20 protein-coding genes are annotated in these 22054 nt (G+C 46.6%); 5 read left to right on the top strand and 15 right to left on the bottom strand.

Annotated features, from left to right (window positions below; all coding sequences use genetic code 11):
• Positions 1-81: 81 nt before the first annotated feature.
• From tnpB to nagA, 10 genes are all read right to left on the bottom strand, one after another.
• Positions 82-426 carry an IS66 family insertion sequence element accessory protein TnpB gene (gene tnpB / locus DWZ44_RS13975; RefSeq protein WP_009246070.1) on the bottom strand — a complete coding sequence of 115 codons (345 nt, stop codon included), beginning with the start codon at positions 424-426 and terminating at the stop codon, positions 82-84.
• On the bottom strand, positions 420-833 hold the full coding sequence (tnpA, locus tag DWZ44_RS13980; RefSeq protein WP_117805106.1) for an IS66 family insertion sequence element accessory protein TnpA: 414 nt from the start codon (positions 831-833) through the stop codon (positions 420-422). Before tnpA ends, tnpB begins: the two co-directional genes overlap by 7 nt.
• Before the next feature lie 144 nt (positions 834-977).
• The gene (locus DWZ44_RS13990) at positions 978-2276 is read right to left on the bottom strand and encodes a helix-turn-helix domain-containing protein (protein WP_117805107.1); all 1299 of its coding nucleotides are present in this window, start codon (positions 2274-2276) and stop codon (positions 978-980) included.
• A gap of 564 nt (positions 2277-2840) precedes the next feature.
• Positions 2841-3074 (bottom strand): hypothetical protein, encoded by a 234-nt coding sequence (locus DWZ44_RS13995; protein WP_022461189.1) that lies wholly within the window; start codon positions 3072-3074, stop codon positions 2841-2843.
• 148 nt (positions 3075-3222) lie between these two features.
• On the bottom strand, positions 3223-4128 hold the full coding sequence (locus DWZ44_RS14000) for a hypothetical protein (protein ID WP_022461188.1): 906 nt from the start codon (positions 4126-4128) through the stop codon (positions 3223-3225).
• A 224-nt stretch (positions 4129-4352) separates the two neighbouring features.
• Positions 4353-5000 (bottom strand): helix-turn-helix domain-containing protein, encoded by a 648-nt coding sequence (locus DWZ44_RS14005; protein ID WP_022461187.1) that lies wholly within the window; start codon positions 4998-5000, stop codon positions 4353-4355.
• 524 nt (positions 5001-5524) lie between these two features.
• Positions 5525-6277, bottom strand: a complete 753-nt coding sequence (locus DWZ44_RS14010) for a hypothetical protein (protein ID WP_022461185.1) — start codon at positions 6275-6277, stop codon at positions 5525-5527.
• Between the two features lie 191 nt (positions 6278-6468).
• On the bottom strand, positions 6469-8451 hold the full coding sequence (gene metG / locus DWZ44_RS14015) for a methionine--tRNA ligase (RefSeq protein ID WP_117805108.1): 1983 nt from the start codon (positions 8449-8451) through the stop codon (positions 6469-6471).
• A 462-nt stretch (positions 8452-8913) separates the two neighbouring features.
• On the bottom strand, positions 8914-9654 hold the full coding sequence (nagB, locus tag DWZ44_RS14020) for a glucosamine-6-phosphate deaminase (protein WP_117805109.1): 741 nt from the start codon (positions 9652-9654) through the stop codon (positions 8914-8916).
• Between the two features lie 34 nt (positions 9655-9688).
• Positions 9689-10798: an N-acetylglucosamine-6-phosphate deacetylase gene (nagA, locus tag DWZ44_RS14025; RefSeq protein WP_117805110.1), complete on the bottom strand. Its 1110-nt coding sequence runs from the start codon at positions 10796-10798 to the stop codon at positions 9689-9691.
• Between the two features lie 242 nt (positions 10799-11040).
• On the opposite strand from nagA, the gene DWZ44_RS14030 reads away from it, so the two are divergent.
• Genes DWZ44_RS14030 through DWZ44_RS14045 form a run of 4 tightly spaced genes read left to right on the top strand, consistent with a single transcriptional unit; the run spans position 11041 to position 14071 of the window.
• Positions 11041-11856 carry a MurR/RpiR family transcriptional regulator gene (locus tag DWZ44_RS14030; RefSeq protein WP_022462919.1) on the top strand — a complete coding sequence of 272 codons (816 nt, stop codon included), beginning with the start codon at positions 11041-11043 and terminating at the stop codon, positions 11854-11856.
• Complete coding sequence (locus DWZ44_RS14035; RefSeq protein WP_199608700.1) at positions 11822-12286, top strand: DUF2752 domain-containing protein; 465 nt, start codon at positions 11822-11824, stop codon at positions 12284-12286. Before DWZ44_RS14030 ends, DWZ44_RS14035 begins: the two co-directional genes overlap by 35 nt.
• 15 nt (positions 12287-12301) lie before the next feature.
• Entirely contained in the window at positions 12302-12700 is a 399-nt protein-coding gene (locus DWZ44_RS14040) for a DUF4234 domain-containing protein (protein ID WP_055220966.1), read from the top strand.
• Between the two features lie 18 nt (positions 12701-12718).
• On the top strand, positions 12719-14071 hold the full coding sequence (locus tag DWZ44_RS14045) for an MATE family efflux transporter (protein WP_117510573.1): 1353 nt from the start codon (positions 12719-12721) through the stop codon (positions 14069-14071).
• 179 nt (positions 14072-14250) lie between these two features.
• Here DWZ44_RS14045 and DWZ44_RS14050 read toward each other — a convergent pair whose 3' ends face one another.
• The 3 genes from DWZ44_RS14050 to DWZ44_RS14060 form a co-directional block, all read right to left on the bottom strand.
• Positions 14251-14784 (bottom strand): cob(I)yrinic acid a,c-diamide adenosyltransferase, encoded by a 534-nt coding sequence (locus tag DWZ44_RS14050; RefSeq protein ID WP_022462915.1) that lies wholly within the window; start codon positions 14782-14784, stop codon positions 14251-14253.
• Between the two features lie 140 nt (positions 14785-14924).
• On the bottom strand, positions 14925-15470 hold the full coding sequence (locus DWZ44_RS14055) for an NADH peroxidase (protein ID WP_022462914.1): 546 nt from the start codon (positions 15468-15470) through the stop codon (positions 14925-14927).
• A 170-nt stretch (positions 15471-15640) separates the two neighbouring features.
• Positions 15641-16039, bottom strand: coding sequence for a Fur family transcriptional regulator (locus DWZ44_RS14060; RefSeq protein WP_022462913.1), 399 nt, complete (start codon positions 16037-16039; stop codon positions 15641-15643).
• Between the two features lie 513 nt (positions 16040-16552).
• On the opposite strand from DWZ44_RS14060, the gene DWZ44_RS14065 reads away from it, so the two are divergent.
• Positions 16553-17704, top strand: coding sequence for an ROK family transcriptional regulator (locus tag DWZ44_RS14065; protein WP_117805112.1), 1152 nt, complete (start codon positions 16553-16555; stop codon positions 17702-17704).
• Positions 17705-18129: 425 nt separating this feature from the next.
• Here DWZ44_RS14065 and rsmA read toward each other — a convergent pair whose 3' ends face one another.
• Together rsmA and DWZ44_RS14075 are read right to left on the bottom strand one after the other, a co-directional pair.
• Entirely contained in the window at positions 18130-19002 is an 873-nt protein-coding gene (gene rsmA, locus DWZ44_RS14070; RefSeq protein WP_022461748.1) for a 16S rRNA (adenine(1518)-N(6)/adenine(1519)-N(6))-dimethyltransferase RsmA, read from the bottom strand.
• 15 nt (positions 19003-19017) lie between these two features.
• On the bottom strand, positions 19018-21912 hold the full coding sequence (locus tag DWZ44_RS14075) for a hypothetical protein (protein WP_117805113.1): 2895 nt from the start codon (positions 21910-21912) through the stop codon (positions 19018-19020).
• Positions 21913-22054: the final 142 nt, after the last annotated feature.

Raw genomic sequence — 22054 nt, forward strand, 5'->3', positions numbered from 1 at the left:
AGCATTTACAAGGGATTTCAGACATGATACAGGGTGAGAAGCCCCTCCGTTTCTGTTGGTTGGCATAGATGTTTTACGCGATCATTCCGTAGGTTTGAATGCCTTGGGTTGTTCGATTTCAAGCCCGGACATGAGCCAGTCGAATTGCTGCCAGGTCAATTGTTTTACTTCCAGCTGATTTCTGGGCCAGCGGAATCTGCCCTGAACTTCCATACGTTTATACAGCAGCACAAATCCGTCAGATTCCCAGAGCAAAGCTTTGATCCTGTCACAACGTTTTCCACAGAAAAGATACAGGGCACTTCGCCTTGGATCCATATGGAGTTGATCCTCTACAATAGCACACAGCCCGTCAATGGATTTCCGCATATCCGTTCTGCCTGTTACGATATAGATTTCATCGGCGGCTGTGATATCCCCTAACATTCCAGCTCCTTCACAATTCGAAGCGTTTGAGCCAGAAGCTGAGGATCTGTTCCATTTGGTATTGTTAGATGAAAGCTGCCTACAGACAGCTTCATTGACTCTGCTACGGAAAAGTTATTCCTCTCCGCAGCTGCCGGAATTACATTTAATGGCTGTTCATAAGGAATCGGGTCAGTATCATGAAACTCCACTCTGACAACTTCCTGGTTTTCTGGTGCGCGATAGGTGCGTCCAGTTGACGCCGGCAAATCCACACAACCTTTCTGACGCAGTCTTTTTACCCAGTTGTAAAAAGTTCCTGGCTTGATATCATGTTCCACACACCATTGATGATCTGTCAATCCACTTTGACGGCATTCCATGATGAGACGGTATTGTTCTTCGGCAGGTATTCTTTTGCTTCTCATGAGCACACCTCCATAACTTTAATAGAGTAAAATGCTCGCATCTATCATTTCTAGCAAGAAAAGATGAAGTAAAATGCTTGCATTCTCTATTGATTATTATGGGATATTTTTTAGGGCAACACAATCCGTCGAATTATTTTGCACTTACAGTTCTTCTGAATTGCCTAGATGTTTATGATATTTTAATTGTATTTTTCCAACTTCTACATACTGTTTGTTTTCTGGCTCACTACGATCTATCTTACTTTCAATCTCAAAAAGTATTTTTTCCGCTTTCTCATATTCTTTACGATGCATATATTTTGAAAATTCTATTTTTAATTCTAATATTTCATATTCTTCTACCTGAATTCCTGTCTCAATTCTTTTTCCATTTCTATCCATTTTTTCCATAATTTGCCAAAGCTTTTCACTTCGCGGCTGCTGATTTCCGTTTTCTATCCGCGCCAGTGTCTCCTGTGTGCAAATATCCTCACTTAACGATTCTTGTGTGAGTTTGGATGCTCTTCTCGTTCTTCGAATTAATTCGGCATCCACCTCAAAATTCCGAATTACATGTTCAAACAAACGATAATTCTCAAACGACACATTATAATCATGTTCTACCTCTAATATGCATTTTTGTTCCTGACGTAATATTTCAATAAAATCCGCATTTGACTGTTCTTTCTCTAAAATTCGTATATACTGACTTAAAATTTCCGGCATATAAAGTAGCTTTCCTTCGTCTCTTAACGCTTCCAGCGCTTCTTCTGTTCTCATTTTTATATATGTAGTATTTTCACCCTCTTCTATCACTTTACTTATTAAAAGTGCTGCGTACGGAATTATTTTTACTCGTTCTGTCTTTTCAAAATTTTTTCGGAAAATTTCTTCTACTAACGCTTTAATTTCATCTTTGGCTCGTTTTTGTTCTGTTTCTTGACAGACTTCCCACCTAAAAAGAAGTAATTTATATTCCTCAGCACTTAAAACTCCCGTCTTTCTTTGGTTTTCTGCCTCCGGCATTGTTTGTAGAATTGCCGTTTCCAGATGCTCACAAACCAGTTCTACCGATTCTCCGCGCAGCCACGCAATCTGCGCACGTTCCTGTTCTATGAATTGTCGATGCAATGGTTCTTTTGCCCGTTTGTTCTTTTCATATTCATCCAGATATTGTTCTGCTTCTTCCCATTTTCTTTGACATATTTTTTGTTGAACTTCCTGTCGTAATTCATAAATTTTATAAACATCCATCGGCAATATATAAGTAAGTCGCTCTACTGATTTTCCTAATCGCCCCATAATTCGATCAATCAGGAAAAAATCTATTTCCTGCTGATCCGCTTCAATTCTTGCATATTTCGACAAAGAAGAAATTCCCATGCATAATTGTTTTTGGCGTATTCCTTCTTTTTCTCGTAGTTTCCACAGTAGCTGTCCAATTCCTTGCATTTGTTTCATTTTTTCTCAATAAGTCCTCTTTTATATGTTATATTTTTTGACTTTTATTATATCTCGTTCTTCTACATATTTACTAATCAATTCTTTGCTAACTTGAACTAAATCTGGCGTACGTACTCCTTCTCTCTTAACGTCCACAACAACTGCCCGATTTTTTTGTCTATTTCATAATTTTCTCGTAATACTTTTGGTTACATTTTGATTTATTTTGACAAAACTACAAATATTATCATTCTTTCTATTATAAATTCTCATTTCTTGCAACAACAAGAGAAATTATATACATATTTGTGTGCTTTTCTTTGTACAAAACAACGTATTTCATTTTTTTTCAATAAAAGTGTAATTTTTCATTCTTTTAAACGTATAAGATTATCTTAGGCGTAAAAAAGGCCCCAGCGTAAACCGAAGCCTTCCTTTGCTCTGCAACTATGCCCTCTTTTTTTCCGAATCATCACACCAATTTCATAATTTCCCTTTTCCCATTTATTTTTTCATCTCTTCTATGTTTTTTTGTCCTCACTTTCACTGAAACTTTTCTATGTTCTAGCAAAACCTTTGCTTTTAATACCCTTCTCGGCTCTCAGATTCCTCATACACTTCCACCGTACCGGAATGATTTCCCATCATAGGACGGTAAATGTACTGCCGCACGTTGATGTCTACCTTCGCTGCCTTATCATCTGCGGAAATGTAAATTCCAGCCTCTGTGTTGTCATCGTCTACCGTGTAGGTATCTCCTGTTCCAAAATAGGAAAGATCGCCGTCCTCTTTCTGCTTCTGTGTTTCTTCTGGCAATTTATCTCTTGTTGTTGTGTTCACGTACCTTTTAGTAAGTTCATATTACGCCTAAATTATCTGAAAATCTATGATTTTATTTAAAATTCTTCTTACATTTTTCTTTATATAAAAGACTTCTTTCCATACGCCAAGGCAGGTTGGATTTTCATGCATCTTCTCTCTTACTTTTTCTTCTAACTACCACTCCCAATACTATGATCGCTGCTAAAACTCCCCCCTCCGTCATCAACATACGATACATCATTTTATGCTGATATTTCCCCGGCTGTGCCGCTACATCAAGAACCGAGCTAGTTCCTCCGAGGGAATTTTCCAGCTCTATGTAAGTGGAATCTGCAACAGCGGCTACAACCGACGGATAGCTGTATGCCGGAAATGCCGTCTGCTTCACAAACATATCATTCGTATTATTTTCCGCCCGTGAACTGTCGGTAAGACAGCCTGCCGCATCTTCGCGTCCCGGGATCAGATATTCTACACTTTTTTCATTCATTGCAATCCAGATCGGAAAACGGATGGGATCTGCTCCACCGACCAGATGAAACTGATAATCTTCCCACGCAACGTCTGGATTTGCAGCAAGCGAAGTCTTTAACTGCTCGATATAGGTAGGTGTATTGTCATTTTCATACCCTCGAGTGCCGCTGATGTGCCACGCATCGCCCGGCTTTCCATCCTCTCCATCAGCTCTCACTGCGCACGCCTCATACAAATGACCATAAGCTTTGATCGGAACAATCCAGATATAATCACTCTCTTCCAGTGCCGTTTCGACTTCCGAAACAGAAAGCAGCTCGGAAGTAAAAAGCGGCGTGTCAATATACTCTTTCAGCGCATTGTCGAAATCAATATCATCGACCGTCACCCCTTCTGAAAACGGGTCGTAAACAGGCCCGCCATTCGTAGAAGACACAATTTCATCTGCAAGCGCCACAATTTTTTCATAGTCTCCGGAATCCGGCAATGTTTCGAATGTTGATGCAGAAACACTCATTGCTGATACTGCAACAGCACCAACCAGTCCCCAAAATATTCCCAATTTTCTTTTCATGCAACGCCCTCCTTTCCCTTTTCATCTCTTCCCTTTTTTCTTTATTATATCTGATCCCGCTTTTCCCAGACAATGCAGCACTTTTCCTATATTTTCCTTTTCTTTTTTGTTACTATTTTAATTGCAACTTGTTATCTTCTTCAAATGATTACCAGTTCCAACACGCAAAAACAGAGGCTCACCTCCTCATTGGAAATGGCCTCTGCTTTTTTTCATTTTTCTTCTTACATCGGAACTTTTTCCACCAGATCTTCTACCTTGCATACTAACACCCGTGCAATCTTCAACAACGTTTCTGTCTGCGCCTTGTTAATGTCTTTTCTTCGCTGTTCGTACTGCTGAATAGTACGAACTGAAACACCTGATTGCTGTGCCAGTTCACTCTGACTTAAATTTGCAAAGGTACGCAATTCTTTCAGGTTCGTCTCCGGTTTTGCTTCACGATATAATTCATTCATTTTGTCCACAAACTGGCGTATATCCATTTCATGGTATGGTGTGTAAAGCATTCGTACTTCAGTTACAGGGATGGCCTGATTTATTTCCGCAAAGGATAAACTAGTACTCCACTGATAATAGGCCAGTGCCCAGCCGATCCAGTATTCAGGGCTTCGATTGTAGGAATATGAAGGTGTTTGTTTCGGATGTGGTTTTCCAGTTTCCCTTAATACTTCATATGCAATCTCAACTCCCGATCTTCCAGCCACTATAGAGCAGTCACCTCTTTCAAACCGCGATGCTGTATTACTCATGCAAAACCACTGCCATGCCGTTTCCAATGGATATTTTAAATTATTCACCATATAATCCAGCATGCAGGCAAGATTTTTTTGAGCAACAGAAAGATATAATTTATCGTAAGCATAGATCATCTGGTTTCATCTCCTCATCCAAACTTTTTTCAAAACAAAGCAAAAAGAACTTTTGACATTTTCACAAAAGCGTGATACTATGATATTGAAAAAGAGTGCTACCGGTAGACGGTTAGTCCGATATAGTTTGCAAAAATAACCGCAACGTTTGTCAGACTGTATGGCGGTTATTTTTGTGTCTTATTGTTATCCTTGCCAAGCGTATATCCGATACTAAAGCAGGTTAAGCCGAAGCTCATTACTGCAAGAAAGTCCATAATACTCATTGGCTTAGCCCTCCTTTCAAAAGATTCTCTTTCGAGTTTCTATGTAATCAGAGGGTCACAGGTCTACACTTCGTTTCGGTCGTTGCTAAACGAGTGCCACCGGCACTCAGCAACCCTCTGTCGAAGGACTAACCGCCTACCGTTTTGATAGCACCCATATTTTTATTATATCCTCTTCACAATCAGCTTTCAACAACAAATTTACTCTCTTCGGTTATATTATAGTGTTTCTTTTTGGTTGTATTTTACGTTCGACACTTATTTTAAAACTTTCTCTTTCCACCACCATACGATCCCCACAACAATTCCTCCCGCCAGCACAAAAATCATCTGCCTTCCTGAAAGCTCCCATCCAAATAACTCAACCCTTGCTTTCTTCGGCTGATACGAATACCCCATCAAAATTCTGTTATCATCCCCCGTCCCCACTGTAGCATGGCAATATGTGGTTCCCATAAATTTCATTGCAGAATTTGATGTTCCCAACTGGCTTCCGGAATAGCTGGCGCCGTTTAGCTGTTGATTATTTGCGACAAGATTTCCACTGACTTCCCAGTCGTTCATTTTGCTGTTTTTGTACCATAAGGTTCCGCCAAATTTATACGGTCTTATCGCCTCTCCCAGCAAAAACGAAAAGCTGTCGTTTCCACATGGCTTTTTATCCTCTGTGAATTCATACGTTGGATAAACATAAATCGTCGAACCATTTTTGAAGGCTGATGCAGAAAATTCAATCCCTTCGAAATCTTCCTCTCTTCCATTCATCGCCTGTTTTCCTACATCGATTTTCATATACTCAAATTTTCCATCCCCATTTTTTAAATCATCGACGATAAACTGCTTCACATGCTCATCCAGCTTTTGTATCTCATTCTCTGGCATCCCTGTTTCCTGCAAATAAGCATCGTAATCAGAAGGAACCTTTTCCTCTGCCTTCACATAAGATACCCCCGCATACAATGACAGTCCGCAGCAAAGTAAAACCAGAAATAACGTCCGCATTTTTCTCATACAACGCTCCTCCTTCCTGTTGTCATATTCGATAAACCCGTTCAAATATTCTCTCTTTATCATTATATTATCATAAGATTCAGAATCTTTATATGACGTTTTCCTTAACTTTTTAAAACGCAAAAAATCCCTCCCCACACATCACGCATGGAAAGGGATTTCTCTATTTACTCTATTTTTCTTTTAATCCATCAGCAGATCTCCGCACCCGCCGGCATTGCTTTTTCCGGGGTCATGAGGCATACGTTGCCTTCGGCGTCTTCTGCACAGAGCAGCATTCCTTCGGACATCATTCCTGCCAGTTTGGCCGGTTTCAGGTTGGTGAGAACCATAACCTTCATTCCGATGGTGTCTTCCGGTTTGTAATATGCTTTGATTCCGGAGACGATCTGTCTTACCTGGCTTCCTACTTTGACCTGGAAGCAGAGGAGTTTTTTGGATTTCTTGACTGGCTCGCAGGAGATGATTTCACCTACCTGGAACTGCATTTTTCCGAAGTCTTCGAAAGTGATTTCTTCCTTCGGCTCAAGGTCAATCACTGCTTCCTCTTCTTTTTCCTCTTCCTGGGATGCAGCAGCCATAGCAGCTTTCTGTTTTGCCTGGATCACTTCTACTTTTTCCATTACCTCTTTGACATCGAGTCTCTGGAACAGGATCTGCGGCTGATCGGTTACTTTATTGCCCGATACGTACAGTCCGAACTGATTGAGCTCTTCGTAGCTGCGTTTCTCTGCGTTCAGCTGAGCCAGGATCTTCTCAGTAGTCTCCGGCATGAAGGACTCGAGCAGGCATGCGCCGATGGTGATGCTCTCTACCAGGTTGTACAGAACTTCTTCCAGACGGTCTTTCTTTGCCTCATCCTTTGCCAGTGCCCACGGCATCGTCTCGTCGATGTATTTGTTGCAGCGTTTGAACAGACCAAAGATCTCAGTCATTGCATCTGCCACACGCAGCTCTTCCATCTTTGCAGCAACTTTTGCTTTTGTTGCGGTAACGACTGCTTTCAGATCATCATCCACCTCTTCTGCTGCGCCGGTCTTTGTCACAACGCCGCCGAAGTATTTGTTGCTCATGGAGATGGTACGGTTTACCAGGTTTCCAAGAGTATTGGCAAGGTCGGAATTCATACGCTCAACCAGCAGCTCCCAGGTAATGACACCGTCGTTCTCAAACGGCATCTCGTGCAGAACGAAGTAGCGGACAGCGTCTACGCCGAACAGGTCTACCAGATCGTCTGCGTAAATCACGTTTCCTTTGGATTTACTCATCTTGCCGTCGCCCTGCAGCAGCCACGGATGACCAAATACCTGTTTCGGCAGCGGCAGATCAAGTGCCATCAGGAAGATCGGCCAGTAAATGGTATGGAAACGGATGATGTCTTTTCCGATCAGATGCAGGTCTGCCGGCCACAGCTTGTTGAACTGCTCGGAACTGTTTCCGTCACAGTCATAACCGATTCCAGTGATGTAGTTGGTCAGTGCATCCAGCCATACATAGGTAACGTGCTTCGGGTCGAAGGATACCGGGATTCCCCAGGTGAAGGAGGTTCTGGATACACAGAGATCCTGCAGTCCCGGAAGAAGGAAGTTGTTCATCATCTCGTTCTTTCTGGAAACCGGCTGGATGAATTCCGGATGAGTGTTGATATAATCGATCAGTCTCGGTGCATATTTGCTCATCTTGAAGAAATATGCTTCTTCTTTTGCCGGCGTAACCGGGCGTCCGCAATCCGGGCATTTTCCGTCTACGAGCTGGGACTCGGTGAAGAAGGATTCACACGGTGTACAGTAAAGACCTTCGTAATATCCTTTGTAGATATCTCCCTGATCGTACAGTTTTTTGAAGATTTTCTGTACCTGTGCCTCGTGATCGGCGTCGGTGGTACGGATGAATTTGTCGTAGGACGTATTCATCAGATCCCAGATTCTCTTGATCTCGGTGGATACGTTGTCTACGAATTCTTTTGGCGTGATACCTGCCTCTTCTGCTTTCAGCTCGATCTTCTGGCCATGCTCATCGGTTCCGGTCTGGAAGAATACATCGTAGCCCTGCTGACGTTTGAAGCGGGCGATGCTGTCCGCGAGTACGATCTCGTAGGTGTTTCCGATGTGCGGCTTGCCGGATGTGTAGGCAATCGCCGTGGTGATATAATATTTTGGTCTGATTTTTTCCATTGCTTTCATTTCTCCTTTCAAATAAAAAAACTGCCTTATTCCGCTCTCTTGTAGTCGGAAGAAGACAGGTTTGTTTACCCGTGATACCACTTCTTTTCGTCCCTGCCTCACGGCAGAAACCTCTGCAGGTACATGTGCTATACCTCTCCGCTGTAACAGGCGGAACCTGTCGCAGCCTTACCGTTTCAGATTGTTGTTCTCACGGTTCGGTGCGCCTCTCGGAAGCCATGTTCGATCTGCCGCTCCTCCTCCCCTCTCAGCCTGCAAAACCGGAATAGTTTTCGGGGGTGTTCTCTGTAAATTCGCACATGCAGATGTACTCTCTTCGTCACTGTGTTTTGTTTTTATGCACTGGTTTTATGCTAACACATTTACATCAATTTGTAAACCGCAAAAAAGCCCGCCGTACGGGGATTTTTTCATATTCTCCCCATTCGGCGGACCTTTCATTCATCGTAACAATTATCTGTGGTTTGCTTTGATCACAGACATTGCTGCTTCATCTGCTACAACTGTCAGATCGTTGTGAAGCTGCAGGATGGAAGCCGGAACCTGCGGAGTAACCGGTCCGTACAGAACTTTGTCGAGGATCTCTGCTTTTCCTTCGCCGCTGACGATCAGCAGAACTTTTCTCGCCTGCATGATGTTCTTGATTCCCATGGTGTATGCCTGGGTCGGAACATCCTCTACTTTTTCAAAGAAACGTTTATTTGCCTGAATGGTGCTCTCGGTCAGGTCAACGCAGTGTGTCTCTTTCTCGAATACTGCGCCCGGCTCGTTGAATCCGATGTGGCCGTTGTTTCCAAGTCCAAGAAGCTGCAGGTCAATGCCGCCGACGCTGCGGATGATTTCGTTGTATGCTGCACATGCTTTTTCGCTGTCCGGCTCCAGTCCGTTCGGAACGAAGGTGCGCTCTTTGTTGATGTTGACATGATTGAACAGGTTGGTGTTCATGAAGTAACGATAGCTCTGATCATTCTCCGGAGAGAGTCCTTTGTACTCGTCCAGGTTTACGCTGGTGACATTTGCGAAATCAAGGTCGCCTTTGTTGTACCACTCAACGAGCTGTTTGTAAGCGCCGACCGGGGTAGATCCGGTTGCAAGGCCGAGCACTGCGTGTGGTTTCATGATCACCTGCGCGGAGATGATGTTTGCTGCTTTTCTGCTCATATCATTGTAATCTTTTGCTTCAATTAATAACATTTGTTTTTCCTCCAAATTTCTTCTATATAATAAATTACATAATAACCTGTTTCAGGTTCAGTTCGTCGTCCACCAGAAGTACATGCGCTTTTTTGCCCGGTGCAATGGATCCTACTTCATCGTAGATACCGATGCTCTGTGCCGGATTTCTTGTTGCCGCAAAAATGGCATCTGCCAGCGGAATATCAAACGAAACTGCTTTTCTCATGCAGTCGTACAGGTTCGTAGCGGAACCCGCGATGGTCTCACCGTCGGTCAGGGTTGCTTTTCCGTCTTTCATCCAGACAGCCTGTCCCCCGAGGGAATACGTTCCGTTCGGCATTCCCGTTGCCATCATGGAATCGCTGATGAGAACCATGCGCTCACTTCCCATCATGGAGAAGGTCGCGCGGACAACCGCACCGTGAATGTGATAGCCGTCACAGATCAGCTCCATGCGGCACTCCGGATCGTCGAATGCGGCGCCGATGACACCAGGGTTACGGTGTGCGAACGGCGGCATGGCGTTGTACAGATGGGTGACATGGTGTGCTCCTGCTTTCATGGCAGCCAGCGCGGTGTCATAATCTGCTGTTGTATGGCCGATGGAAACCATGACTTCATCGGAAACCTCTTTGATAAATTCCAGTGAGCCAGGCATATTCGGGGCCAGGGTTACGAGACGGATTTTTCCGCCGCTCGCCGCATTGCATGCGCGGAAGAACTCAGCGTTCGGAGCCACGATGTTCTCCTCTGCCTGTGCGCCTTTTTTGATCGGATCGATGAACGGTCCTTCCATGTTGACGCCGGCGATCACTTCTGCTTCCGGCTCATCTTTGATTGCTTCGATGGTTCCGAAGATTTTCAGCAGATCGTCTTTTGGCAGTGTCATGGATGTCGGGCAGTAAGAGGTAATGCCGTGCGCTTTCTCGTAGCGCAGGATCTCTTTTAAACCTTCCACGTCTCCGTCTGAAAAATCATGTCCGGCAGCGCCGTGGCTGTGTACGTCAACCAGTCCCGGCAGAACCATCATGCCTTTCGCATCGATCACTTCCTGATTGATCACTTCTTCTTTTGTGGAAACGAAACGTTTTCCTTCTATATAAAGATCTTTTTCCGCAAACGTTCCGTCTTCCTGAAATACACGTCCGTTTTTGATAATCATTGTCTTGCCTTCTTTCTTTGATCTGTTCTGATTATAATTTATGTTGATTTTATTTTCAACTATTTTTATATTTTAGAAATTACTTTCACGTCATTAAAGTTCTTTCCATTTTTCCGCCCGCTTTCCCGTGCAATTCACACACAATTGAAAGTTGATTCACCACTCTGCCTGTGATACAATAAAACAAGAACTGATCTGAATTTTTTTCAGATATTTACAGATACCAGGAGGACTTACGTTCCATGGAACACTTTGAAAAATCGATTATTCCTGTCATTGAGTCTGTCTATCCCTCGTTCACTCCCCTGGAACGGACGGTAGCAGATTTTTTTATTCATAATACCGACGAGTCGGATCTGTCCGCGCGCCACGTTTCGGAACTACTCTATGTTTCGGAGGCTTCGCTCTCCCGCTTTGCGAAAAAATGCGGCTACACGGGCTACCGCGAATTTGTCTACCGTTACCAGGAAGGCCTGAACGCCGCACTGCCTGGCACGGACGATCACATCAAACAGGTGCTGAATACGTATCAGGAGCTGCTGAATAAAAGCTACTCGCTCGCCGACCGCGCGCAGATTGACCGCATCTGCCATATTCTCACTTCGAAGCGTCGGGTGTATGTCTACGGTCTTGGAAGCTCCGGACTTTCCGCCCAGGAAATGAAGCTGCGTTTTATGCTTGCAGGCGTGGATATTGAAGCAATTACCGACATTCACATCATGAAAATGAATGCCGTTCTGCTCAATGAGAGCTGCGCTGCAATCGGCATTACCGTCAGCGGACAGACACCGGAGGTGCTGCGTGCACTCGGAGCCGCAAAGGAAAAGGGAGCCTCTACCATTCTCTTTACCTCCCGCAGTTCGAGCGATTACGATGCCTTCTGCGATGAGGTGCTGCTGCTGGCAGTCAAGGAGCATCTGAAAAACGGCGGCGCAATCTCTCCGCAGTTCCCGATTCTCGTTATGATCGACGTTCTGTACTCGCATTTTCTCACGACCGACAGCGAGCGCAAGGAGGCTTTATATGAATACGCCGTTACCAAACTCCATGAAACGTGATCCCGGCCGCGGCAGCGCGTATCTTTCTTTTCTGAGGAAACGCTGCCGCGATTTCTTTTTCTTCTGCCTGCTCCTCGGCGTTTACGTCGCCTTCATCACCCTCACAGGCATCGGCTGTCCGATCCGTTTTTTCATAGGCATTTCCTGCCCGGGCTGCGGAATGAGCCGCGCGGTACTGTTAATGCTCTCCGGTCATTTTCAGGCGGCGTTTCGGATGCATCCGCTTGTCTATGCCGTACTGCCCGCAGGTGTCTGGCTCTTCTTCGGGCCGGAACAGACGGCGGGACTTCGGCGTTTTAAAAAGGGGATCATTACGGTGCTTGTCGTGCTGCTTCTCGCCGTTTATGCCTGGCGCATTTATTACCACGACCCGCTCCTTTCTATTGACCCCTCTCTCGGGCGCGTGCTACAATGGTTCTATCTTAATTAAAGGGGGTATTTACAAATGAATGTAAAAGACAACCGCAGTTTCTGGGTCTATCTTCTGCTTTCGATTGTCACCTGCGGACTCTACTCGATCTACTTCTGGTATGTTTATGTGGAAGACCTGAACACCATCTTTTACGGTGACGGCGAAGACAGCCCGAACTACATTATTGTGCTGCTTCTGTCCTGGGTTACCTGTGGAATTTACGGCGTTTACTGGCGTTACAAGCAGGCGAACCGCATGTACCGCGAATCCTACGACCGCTATGGGGTGATGATTGAGGAAAATGGTTCTGCCATTCTTCTGTGGACGCTGCTTGGCTACCTGACCGGCGGCATCGGCCAGCTCGTTGCCGACTATTTCATGATCCAGAACCTGAATAAGACGGCGCTCGTTTATAATTCACGTGCATATTAAGCAGGGGAGGCGTTTTTTATGGCAACATCTATGGTAAAGGGAAATCCGGTAAAGCTGATGCTCTCGTTTGCCTTTCCGCTTCTCATCGGAAATCTGCTGCAGCAGACGTATAACATCATTGATGCGGCGATTGTCGGCCAGGCACTTGGCCCGGAGGCACTCGCCAGCGTCGGTGCAAGCAGCAGTGTACAGTTTCTGGTGCTCGGCTTCTGTATGGGAAGCTGCACGGGATTCAGTGTCCCGGTTGCCAAGTATTTCGGCGCCGGAAAGCTTGATAAAATGCGCGATTATATTTTTAATGGTGCTGCACTTGCTGTCCTGATTGCGGCCATTCTGACCACACTCTGCAGTTTACTCTGTGCACCAATTCTGCACCTGCTGTCGGTTCCGTCCGATATCTTCGCGGATGCCTACGCATATCAGCTTGTGATTTTCCTCGGGATTCCGTTTTCGATTCTGTACAATTATCTTTCCAGCATCCTGCGTGCCGTCGGGGACAGCCGCACGCCGTTTCTGTTTCTGGCATTTTCGGCAATCCTGAATATTTTCCTCGATCTGTTCTGTATTATCATTCTGCATCTGGGATGCGCAGGAGCGGCGATTGCGACGATTTCCGCCCAGGCGATCAGCGGACTCTTATGTCTGTTTTTTATTTCCCGTAGGGTAAAGCTCCTGCTTCCGACAAAAGAAAACCGCACTCTGCGAAAGGATGCCGCGCAGGAACTCCTCGCAATGGGCATTCCGACGGGACTGCAGTTTTCGATCACAGCGATCGGCAGTATGGTAATGCAGTCAGCGAATAATGGACTTGGCAGTGTTTATGTTTCGGCGTTCACAGCTGCTATGAAAATCAAACAGTTTATGATGTGCCCGTTTGATGCGATCAGTACCGCGGCTTCCGTCTTCTGCAGTCAGAATCTCGGAGCCGGCCAGGCAAAGCGAATCCGTCAGGGACTCCGCCAGGGTGTGCTTGTCGGTGTCGGCTATGGTGCGTTTGCGGGTGTCATCATGATTCTGTTCGGACGGCCGCTGACAAAGCTCTTTATTGTCAGCTCTGCTTTTGAAGCAATCAACGCTTCGGCAAAATATCTGCGCTGCCTCGGATTTTTCTACTGGATGCTTGGTATTTTGAATGTCTGCCGTATGGTAACGCAGGGACTTGGCTACTCGGGAAGAGCCGTTTTCTCCGGCGTAATGGAGATGCTGGCACGAACGATTGTCTGCCTGGGATTTGTCGGTGCGTTTGGCTTCACCGCAATCTGCTTTGCGGACCAGGCTGCATGGCTCGCCGCCTGCTGCTATATCGCACCGACATGTCTGTACTGCGTGAAGAAATCCACGAAGATGATTGCGGATCGCGGTGCGAAATAATAACGTTATTTTCTGTCTTACAGCGGCTTCCAGATACTTCTCAGGTTATCGCGGCAATCACCAGAAACTTGTTCCATCACAGATTTTGGTTCATTGCCCGCAAAACAAGAAAAAAGATACTGTTCTGCATGGAATCATCTTCCCCGCAGAACAGTATCTTTTTTCTTGTTTTTTCAGCGTTACCGCTCGATTCCATCTCTTGCCGCAAGACCCTTGTCAAACGGATGCTTGATTTTTTTCAGCTCCGAAACATAGTCCGCCCGCTCAATCAGCGCCTCCGACGGTCCCTGCCCGGTCAGAATCACTTCCAGCTTCTCCGGCTTGTGATCCAGAAAATCCAGAAGGAGCTGCTCATCAAACAGTTTGCTTCCAATCGTATAAACCAGCTCGTCCAGAAACAGTACATCGTATTCTTCCTGAACTGCTTTTTCTGTCACTTTCTGAAACTGCTCTTCATAATACCGTTTCTGCTCTGCCTTCTCCTCCGGTGTCATCAGAAACGAAAACTTTATCTTGTCCTGCCCCGGCACAAACGTCACATTCGGCGACAGCAAGAGCACCTTCCGCTCGCTCGTGCTGTTATCTTTCATAAACTGATAAATCAAAACACGGTATCCATACCCTGCCGCACGCGTGCAGAGTCCCATACCACAAGTCGTCTTTCCTTTTCCATCCCCACAGTAGATGTGGACACAGCCTGTCTGTTTTTCCATGGTGAAAACCTCGCTTTTTCTTTCTATGTTCATTTGTAAACAACAGGTAATTCGAAACAAGTTCGCAATCCCAAGTAAAAATTGTAAACAACGGAAAAAGGAGGGCAGATTTTATTCCGCCCCCCAAAAAGGTTTCCTGATTATTTACCAAAATATCTGGCCAGCAGTCCGGCAAATGCTTTTCCGTGTCTAGCTTCGTCTCTTGCCATCTCATGCACGGTGTCATGGATTGCATCAAGATTCAGGGCTTTGGCACGTTTTGCAAGATCTGTTTTGCCAGCGGTTGCTCCGTTCTCTGCCTCTACACGCATCTGCAGATTTTTCTTGGTGCTGTCGGTTACGACTTCGCCGAGAAGCTCTGCGAATTTTGCTGCGTGCTCTGCTTCTTCGTAAGCTGCTTTTTCATAGTACAGACCTACTTCCGGATATCCCTCGCGGAATGCTACTCTGGACATTGCCAGGTACATACCAACCTCGGAGCACTCACCCTCGAAATTGGCTCTCAGGTCTTTTTTGATATCTTCCGGAACGTCGGATGCTACGCCAACTACGTGCTCTGCTGCCCAGGTCAGATCCTCGCCCTGCTCGATAAATTTCTCTTTCGGTGCTTTACAGATCGGACAGACTTCCGGTGCTTCTGCTCCTTCATAAACATATCCACATACGCTGCATACAAATTTTTTCATAGTCTTTCTTTCCTTTCTTTTTGTTGTGTATTTAATTTTATCATTTCCAATTTTGTGGTTTATAACAGTTTTTTATTTTTGATATTAGTAACTGTTACTGATATTACTTTAGCATAAGCTTCCCTTTTTGTCAATACCTATTTTTAATTTTTTCTTTCTTCCTGGGGATGCTATACGTTCCCCGGGTGATTTTTGCAGTTCTCGCAGATGCCGTAAAAATTCACAGAGTAATCTTCGATCGTACCTCTGAAATTTTCCGCTGCTACGTTCTTGATTTCGCTGATGTCACGCATTGTAAGGTCTGTCACGCAGTGACATTTTCTGCAAATGAAATGGTGATGCGTGGAAGTATCTCCATCGAACCGGTCCGGGCCATCTCCTGTTGTAAGACGCTTGATCTCTCCTAATTCAGAAAGAAGAGACAGGTTCCGGTATACTGTGCCAAGACTGATATTGGGAAATTCTTTCCGTACATCGGTATAGAGCATATCTGCGGTCGGGTGATCCTTTCGCCCCTGAAGGCAGACTTTGATGCTTTCTCTTTGTCTGCTATACTTGAGTGTTGACATAGTTTTTTTCCTTTCGTATCTTTCGATAACAGTAATTGTTATTATATTTATACTATAAGGCTGCTTCTCGCAAAAGTCAAGAAAAAGATCACTACCCTGTCTACACAGATTTCCGTCTGTCCCAAGATCAAAAATTCCTCAAAAATGAGGAGTGCCCAGGAACCTCTCGGCGCCTGGGCTATTATTATGAAAAAATCTTAATTGTGTAGTGATTGCATACACGCTGTTCCTTTGGAACTGAGATAACTATACCAATTAATTATGAACAGATTATGAACGTGCAGTGAATCTTCTGTGAATCTGTACATTTTTTAGAATTATTTTATACTTTCTTTGTGTATTTATCACATATTTTATTTCTAATTCTGTCCCTTACTCTCTACTCTGTCTAGAAATCGTTTTTCTCCGTTAATTTTTCTATTCGTATTGCCCATCCCCGATTTTCCCTGTCATTTCTCTCTCATTTATGTTAAGATTGATGTACAGCCAATGCGGCAGAATGGAGGATTTTTTATGAGTACCGGAAATCAGGAATATATACGAGACATGAACCGCGCCCTGGTTCTCGAGGCAATCGCCAACCATCCGCCGCTTTCCCGCGCAGATCTGGCGAAAATGCTGCATCTGACAAAAGCAACCGTATCCACCATCGTCCAGGAACTGCTCGACCGCCAGCTCGTCATAGAACTCGGCAGCGCCGAAAAAACTTCCATGGGTCGAAAACCGATTCTGCTTACTTTTAATAATCGCTGCGGTTCCATCATCGCCGTCGATCTCGGCGTAAAAAAGATCACCATTCTCACCGGAGATCTGAAGGGAAAATCATGTACTGTAAAAGAATACCCGATTGATCCATCCCTCTCCCTGGAGGAATACCTGATTTCCCTCCTCCACACAACCAAATCCGACCTCCCCAAGACCCCGTGCGGCCTCGTCGGAATCTCCATCGGAATCTACGGCGTCGTCTGCGACGACCTCGTTTTATTCACACCCTACTACGATCTGAAACACTCCAACCTGAAAAACTACCTCGAAGAAGAATTTCAGGTCCCTGTCATCGTAGAAAACGAAGCCAACCTCTCCGTCATCGGCGAAGCCGCCTGCGCAGAGCACTTTAAAAATATGATCTTCCTGAACATCCACGAAGGCGTAGGCATGGGAATCCTCATTGACGGCGAACTCTACACCGGCCAGAACGGCTACGCCGGCGAATTCGGCCACACCATCCTCTTCCCCGATGGCCGGCCCTGCCCCTGCGGCAACCACGGCTGCCTCGAACAGTACATCTCCGAAGCCGCCGTCCTGAACGATTTTGCCGCCGCCGAAGGCTTAGAAAACGTCTCCGTCGAACGCTTCATCCAGTATTACCAGGAAGGCAACCCCAACGCCCGCAAAGTAATGCAGGATTTCACCCACTACATCGGAATCAGCCTGAACACGGTTCTCCACACCTTCAACCCGGACGTCATCGTCATCAACAGCTCCTTCACCAACTACATCCCAGGTCTGATCGACGAAATCACCTCCGGAATCCAGAACCGCCTCCGCTGGTACCTCCACGTCCTCCCGGCTCACCTGCAGGATGTCTCCGTCCTCATGGGCGGAATCAGCCTCTGCTCCCGGAACTTCCTCGGAATTTCCACCTTTAAGCTGCTGGACCTGTAACTCAGAAATAAGTCCCTGTTCAGAGCCCCATCTCGATTCCGCTGCGCTGCATCTTGATGTGGCTTCTCGCCATATGAAATTTCAGAAAAAAGTGCTCATTCATGCAAGCATGATTCGCAATTTGTTCTGAAATTTCGCATGGCTCTGAATAGTCACAATTTGTTCATGATTTTTTTACAACATGAACACGCTTTCAACATAATTTACCCGTATACTAAAAGCATAAATAATGAATGCCAACATTATTTACACAATTTTCTTTTTCATATTGCCGATTAGAAAATCGGCTCTCCTTCCTTTAAAAATAAAAATGAAAGAAAGCACTGTTTCGCCAACGGTGCTTTTTTTCATGCCCTTTTCCCCGCTTTTCCACCGCTGCCATGCGCATCACGCAAGGGCGGACGGGCGGCGGCGAGGCGTCCCCTCTATTTACACAATTCATCCGTCAACCGCGCAAACTCCTGTAAATTCAATGCCTCCCCACGAATCGTAAGCGGCCAGCCGCAGGCTGTGATTGCAGCCTCAATCTCCTCTTTCGAAAAATGCAGCAGCTCCGAATTTTTCAGTCCGTTCGCCAGCGTCTTCCGTCTCTGATTAAACGACGCCCGAATAATGGAGAACATCAACTTCTCATCCTTCGTCTCCACCGGCATCACCTCATGACGCGTCAGCCGGATCACCGCACTTCCAACCTTCGGCCGCGGCATAAAACAGTTCGGCGGCACATTCGCCACAATATACGGCTCCGCATAATACTGCACCGCCAGCGACAGCGCCCCGTAATCCTTCGATCCCGGCCCCGTCTGCATCCGGTCCGCAACCTCCTTCTGAACCATAACCGTAATCGAATCCACCGGCACATGATTCTCAAATAATCCCATAATAATCGGCGTCGTAATATAATACGGAAGATTCGCCACAACCTTGATCGGCCGTCCGTTGTTCTTCTCCTTCGCCAGCGCCGCCAGATCCACCTTCAAAACATCATTGTTGATAACCTCAACATTATCATAATCCGACAGCGTATCCTCCAGAATCGGGATCAGATTCTTGTCAATTTCCACCGCACACACACTCCGCGCAGCATACGCAAGATACTGCGTCAGCGTACCGATACCAGGTCCGATTTCCACAACAAAATCGTCCGGTCCGATACCTGCAGCGGCTACAATCTTATCCAGCACATGTGGATCGATCAGAAAATTCTGACCATACTTTTTCTGAAATACAAAGCCGTACTTCTGCAGTACGGCTATTGTATTCTGCGGCTCCCCGAGCCACGGTTTTACTTTCTCCATAAATTCTCCATGTATTTAGAACTCAAAGTCTTTCTCGTAAAGAATCACGCGGTCGTCCGCATCGGTATGCTTTCTGGACATGCGTCTTCCGAATTTACGGGTTCCCTTTTCTGCATGGGCGATGGCACGATCCACCATATCTTTGACCTGTGAAATCGTCATCGGCTCGCCCTCCTTCTGATTGTTGCCAATCTGTGTATACAGAGCAAGCACACCCATCTCGTCCATCTTGTATCCATTCTCACGCGCATACGTGCGGGCAAACGTAACCAGCTCGTCGTTCGTGAAAACAGGAATCGAAATGACCGTCTCAAACTTCTTCGCAAAATCAGGGTAATTCCGCAGAAGACCTCTCATGCTGACCTTCTCATCCTCGATGATCAGAACCAGACTGTCGGTACGGAAATCCATTGCCTGCGACAGCTTCTCGATCGTCTCCGGGTACATCAGACCGGCACGCTCGATCAGGAGGAAACCTCCCGCCAGCTTTGAAACAATCTGCGCACAGTCCTTTTTGTTCAGAACAGATGCATCCAGACGGGCCATCTTCGTTGCCGGAAGTTTTAAGTCAGCACAGATTGCACGGACGAGATCCTCCGACAGCTTCGTTTTTCCAGTACCGTATCCGCCCATAATGGCAATGTTTCCATGACGGGAAGTACGGTCGCCTGCGTAATGATAAACACCATGCATTGCATCCAGAATCTGGATATCCATGCCTGGAACTTTCGCAAAGTAAGTAAACAGCGCTTTCTGCTCGTCACTCAGCTTATCCGGCTGGGTGTCGTTCAGGATGCGGAGTCTTGCCTCCTCCGGCGTCTCCTCGCGGAGCACCTCTTCAATCGATTTCGCAACAGTTCCTTCCGGAATGTTGTCGCGGATCAGCTGAACGGTGGCATCCGTTGTTTTTTCGATGCTCATGTTGATCGTCGCATCGGATACGCGCTCACGCTTTGGCTCGGTCGGAACTTCGATTTCGATTTCCTCCGGGGTAATCTCGATCGGCTGGGTTCCTGCCGGCTCAAACGGATCGGCTGGCTCAGTCTCGGCCGGAGTTTCCGGCTCTGTTTCGCTTTCCGGCTCGTCAGCAGGTTCTGCTTCCGCAGTTTCCGGCTCATCCGGCAGTTCGATTTCCGATGCTTTTTCAGCTTCCTGCACTTCTGCGTTCAGCGCTGCCTGAAGCTCACTAAAATCGATGGTCGGCCGTGTCTCCTCTGCCGGTTTCAGATCCGCGATGACAACCGTTGCATCCATGGACGGTGTCTCCGCCGGTTCTACGGTTTCCTCAATTTCGGCTTCCGCCTGAGCCTTCTCGGCTGCTTCTGTTTCAGCTTCCACTGCTGGTTCTGTAACTTCTGCTTCTTCGATTTCAGCCTCGGCTGCCGGTTCTATAATCTCTTCGATCTCAGCTTCATCCATCGGCTCTGTAGCTTCTTCGGTTTCAGCCTCATCCGCCGGTTCTGTGATCTCTTCGGTTTCCGCTTCATCTGCCGGTTCTGCATCTTCTTCCGGCTCAGCTTCCGCCTGCGGCTCCTCTGCCGTTTCCCGTGCCTCTGTCTCGGACTCCGGATCCATCGGCTGCTCTGCGGTTTCGGCTTCTGCTGCCGGTTCCACTGGCTCTTCTGCTTCTTCCTCCGCAACTTCCTCCGACAGGTTTGCTGCGGTCTCCTGGAACAGTGCTTCGAGGTCCGGCTCTTCGTATTTCTTCTCCGGCTTCGGTGCTTTCGGCATTACCGGCTCGGCTTTTTCCTTCGGTTTTGGCTGCGGTCTTGTCTTGATTGTCGTGTTGGCATCCGGGGATACCTCTACGTTTACATCAAGCTGCTCCGGCTCCAGATCTTTTACTTCGTACTGTACCGGCTCTTCGCTTGTCTCTTCCTCGACTGCCGTCTCTTCCTGTTTCTTTCCGCGGAAGGAGAAGACATCGCGGATGCTCTTTGCAAGCTCTGCGTGAAGATCGATCGTATTTCCAAGGTACGTCGGCGTGCTGTCTGCATACGCCTGCTCTTCCGGAATCTCCTCGATCGGCTCCTCTGTCTGCTGCAGTGCTTCGTACTCCTGCACCTGCTCTGCATCTGCCTCGGCCTGCTGTGTTTTCTCATATGCTTCGTACGGCGAACCGGCTTCTTTTTCTTCTTCACCGGCCACATACTGGCTCATCACACCGCCGTTTACCGGTTTTACTTCCGGCGTCTCTGCCGGCTCTTTCGTCGCAGCCATTTCACCGGCTCCGCTCTCTCCGGCTAACCGCACTTCAAGTGCTTCCGGATCCTCAGACGGCTCTTCATTCTTTTTGTAGTCAAAACGATGCTCGTATTTGATCTGCTGGGACGGTGACAGCGGCTCGTACTTCATTTTCAGATCCATTGCCTTTGTCACATATTTGCCCTCGCTGAACCACAGGATCAGCTCATCACAGGCATCGATGCATTTCTGCGTCTCTCCGGCTTTGCTGTAAAGGTTTGCCAGTTCATATGCCCATCTCTCGGTAAATTCCCGCTCTTTGTATTCCTCCAGAAGGGAAATCTGCTCCTCAAGCGGCGCTTTCTGTCCTCTTAAAATCTTGTATTTCAGCAGATACCGGGAATTATCGTGACGTGCGACTGCTTCAAACTCGTTGTAAAAGTCAATCGCCTCATCAAAGTCTTTCATTTTTACGGAGACCTCTACCAGGCGGTACAGAATGCCCTTTCCGATGGAGGAACGGTCATACGCCATCAGCAGAATCTTCTTCGCCTCCGGATATCGTTTGTTCGCCTCATAGACATCCGCTACCATGCCGAGCGTGCGCAGACTCTTGACACGCTGCCAATCAACGGCTTCTACAACTGCAAGTGCCCCCTCATAGTCCTCTTTTTTTACCAGACTGTTCAGCTCTTCCAGCCGGCTTTGATATTCAGCTTTATCCAATCTTTTCACCTCAATACATTTCAGATTGTTTTAGTTCATAGACACGAACAGTGTACCACACTCCCCGTAGAATGTCAAAAGAATGCCTGTTTTGCAGGCATTTTTCGGGATGCAGATCCTTCCAGCGGGCATCAAAAAAAGA

Source organism: Blautia sp. AF32-4BH (assembly GCF_003460565.1).
Taxonomy (GTDB): domain Bacteria; phylum Bacillota; class Clostridia; order Lachnospirales; family Lachnospiraceae; genus Fusicatenibacter; species Fusicatenibacter saccharivorans.

Excerpts from the sequence above, each read along its gene's own strand:
- DWZ44_RS14010 (WP_022461185.1), bottom strand. The coding sequence starts at position 6,277 with ATGAGAAAAATGCGGACGTTATTTCTGGTTTTACTTTGCTGCGGACTG.
- tnpB (WP_009246070.1), bottom strand. The coding sequence starts at position 426 with ATGTTAGGGGATATCACAGCCGCCGATGAAATCTATATCGTAACAGGC.
- rsmA (WP_022461748.1), bottom strand. The coding sequence starts at position 19,002 with ATGGAGAAAGTAAAACCGTGGCTCGGGGAGCCGCAGAATACAATAGCC.
- DWZ44_RS14030 (WP_022462919.1), top strand. The coding sequence starts at position 11,041 with ATGGAACACTTTGAAAAATCGATTATTCCTGTCATTGAGTCTGTCTAT.
- DWZ44_RS14065 (WP_117805112.1), top strand. The coding sequence starts at position 16,553 with ATGAGTACCGGAAATCAGGAATATATACGAGACATGAACCGCGCCCTG.
- DWZ44_RS14055 (WP_022462914.1), bottom strand. The coding sequence starts at position 15,470 with ATGAAAAAATTTGTATGCAGCGTATGTGGATATGTTTATGAAGGAGCA.
- nagB (WP_117805109.1), bottom strand. The coding sequence starts at position 9,654 with ATGTTATTAATTGAAGCAAAAGATTACAATGATATGAGCAGAAAAGCA.
- DWZ44_RS14040 (WP_055220966.1), top strand. The coding sequence starts at position 12,302 with ATGAATGTAAAAGACAACCGCAGTTTCTGGGTCTATCTTCTGCTTTCG.
- DWZ44_RS13990 (WP_117805107.1), bottom strand. The coding sequence starts at position 2,276 with ATGAAACAAATGCAAGGAATTGGACAGCTACTGTGGAAACTACGAGAA.
- DWZ44_RS14005 (WP_022461187.1), bottom strand. The coding sequence starts at position 5,000 with ATGATCTATGCTTACGATAAATTATATCTTTCTGTTGCTCAAAAAAAT.
- DWZ44_RS14045 (WP_117510573.1), top strand. The coding sequence starts at position 12,719 with ATGGCAACATCTATGGTAAAGGGAAATCCGGTAAAGCTGATGCTCTCG.
- DWZ44_RS14050 (WP_022462915.1), bottom strand. The coding sequence starts at position 14,784 with ATGGAAAAACAGACAGGCTGTGTCCACATCTACTGTGGGGATGGAAAA.
- nagA (WP_117805110.1), bottom strand. The coding sequence starts at position 10,798 with ATGATTATCAAAAACGGACGTGTATTTCAGGAAGACGGAACGTTTGCG.
- DWZ44_RS14035 (WP_199608700.1), top strand. The coding sequence starts at position 11,822 with ATGAATACGCCGTTACCAAACTCCATGAAACGTGATCCCGGCCGCGGC.
- tnpA (WP_117805106.1), bottom strand. The coding sequence starts at position 833 with ATGAGAAGCAAAAGAATACCTGCCGAAGAACAATACCGTCTCATCATG.
- DWZ44_RS14060 (WP_022462913.1), bottom strand. The coding sequence starts at position 16,039 with ATGTCAACACTCAAGTATAGCAGACAAAGAGAAAGCATCAAAGTCTGC.
- DWZ44_RS14000 (WP_022461188.1), bottom strand. The coding sequence starts at position 4,128 with ATGAAAAGAAAATTGGGAATATTTTGGGGACTGGTTGGTGCTGTTGCA.
- metG (WP_117805108.1), bottom strand. The coding sequence starts at position 8,451 with ATGGAAAAAATCAGACCAAAATATTATATCACCACGGCGATTGCCTAC.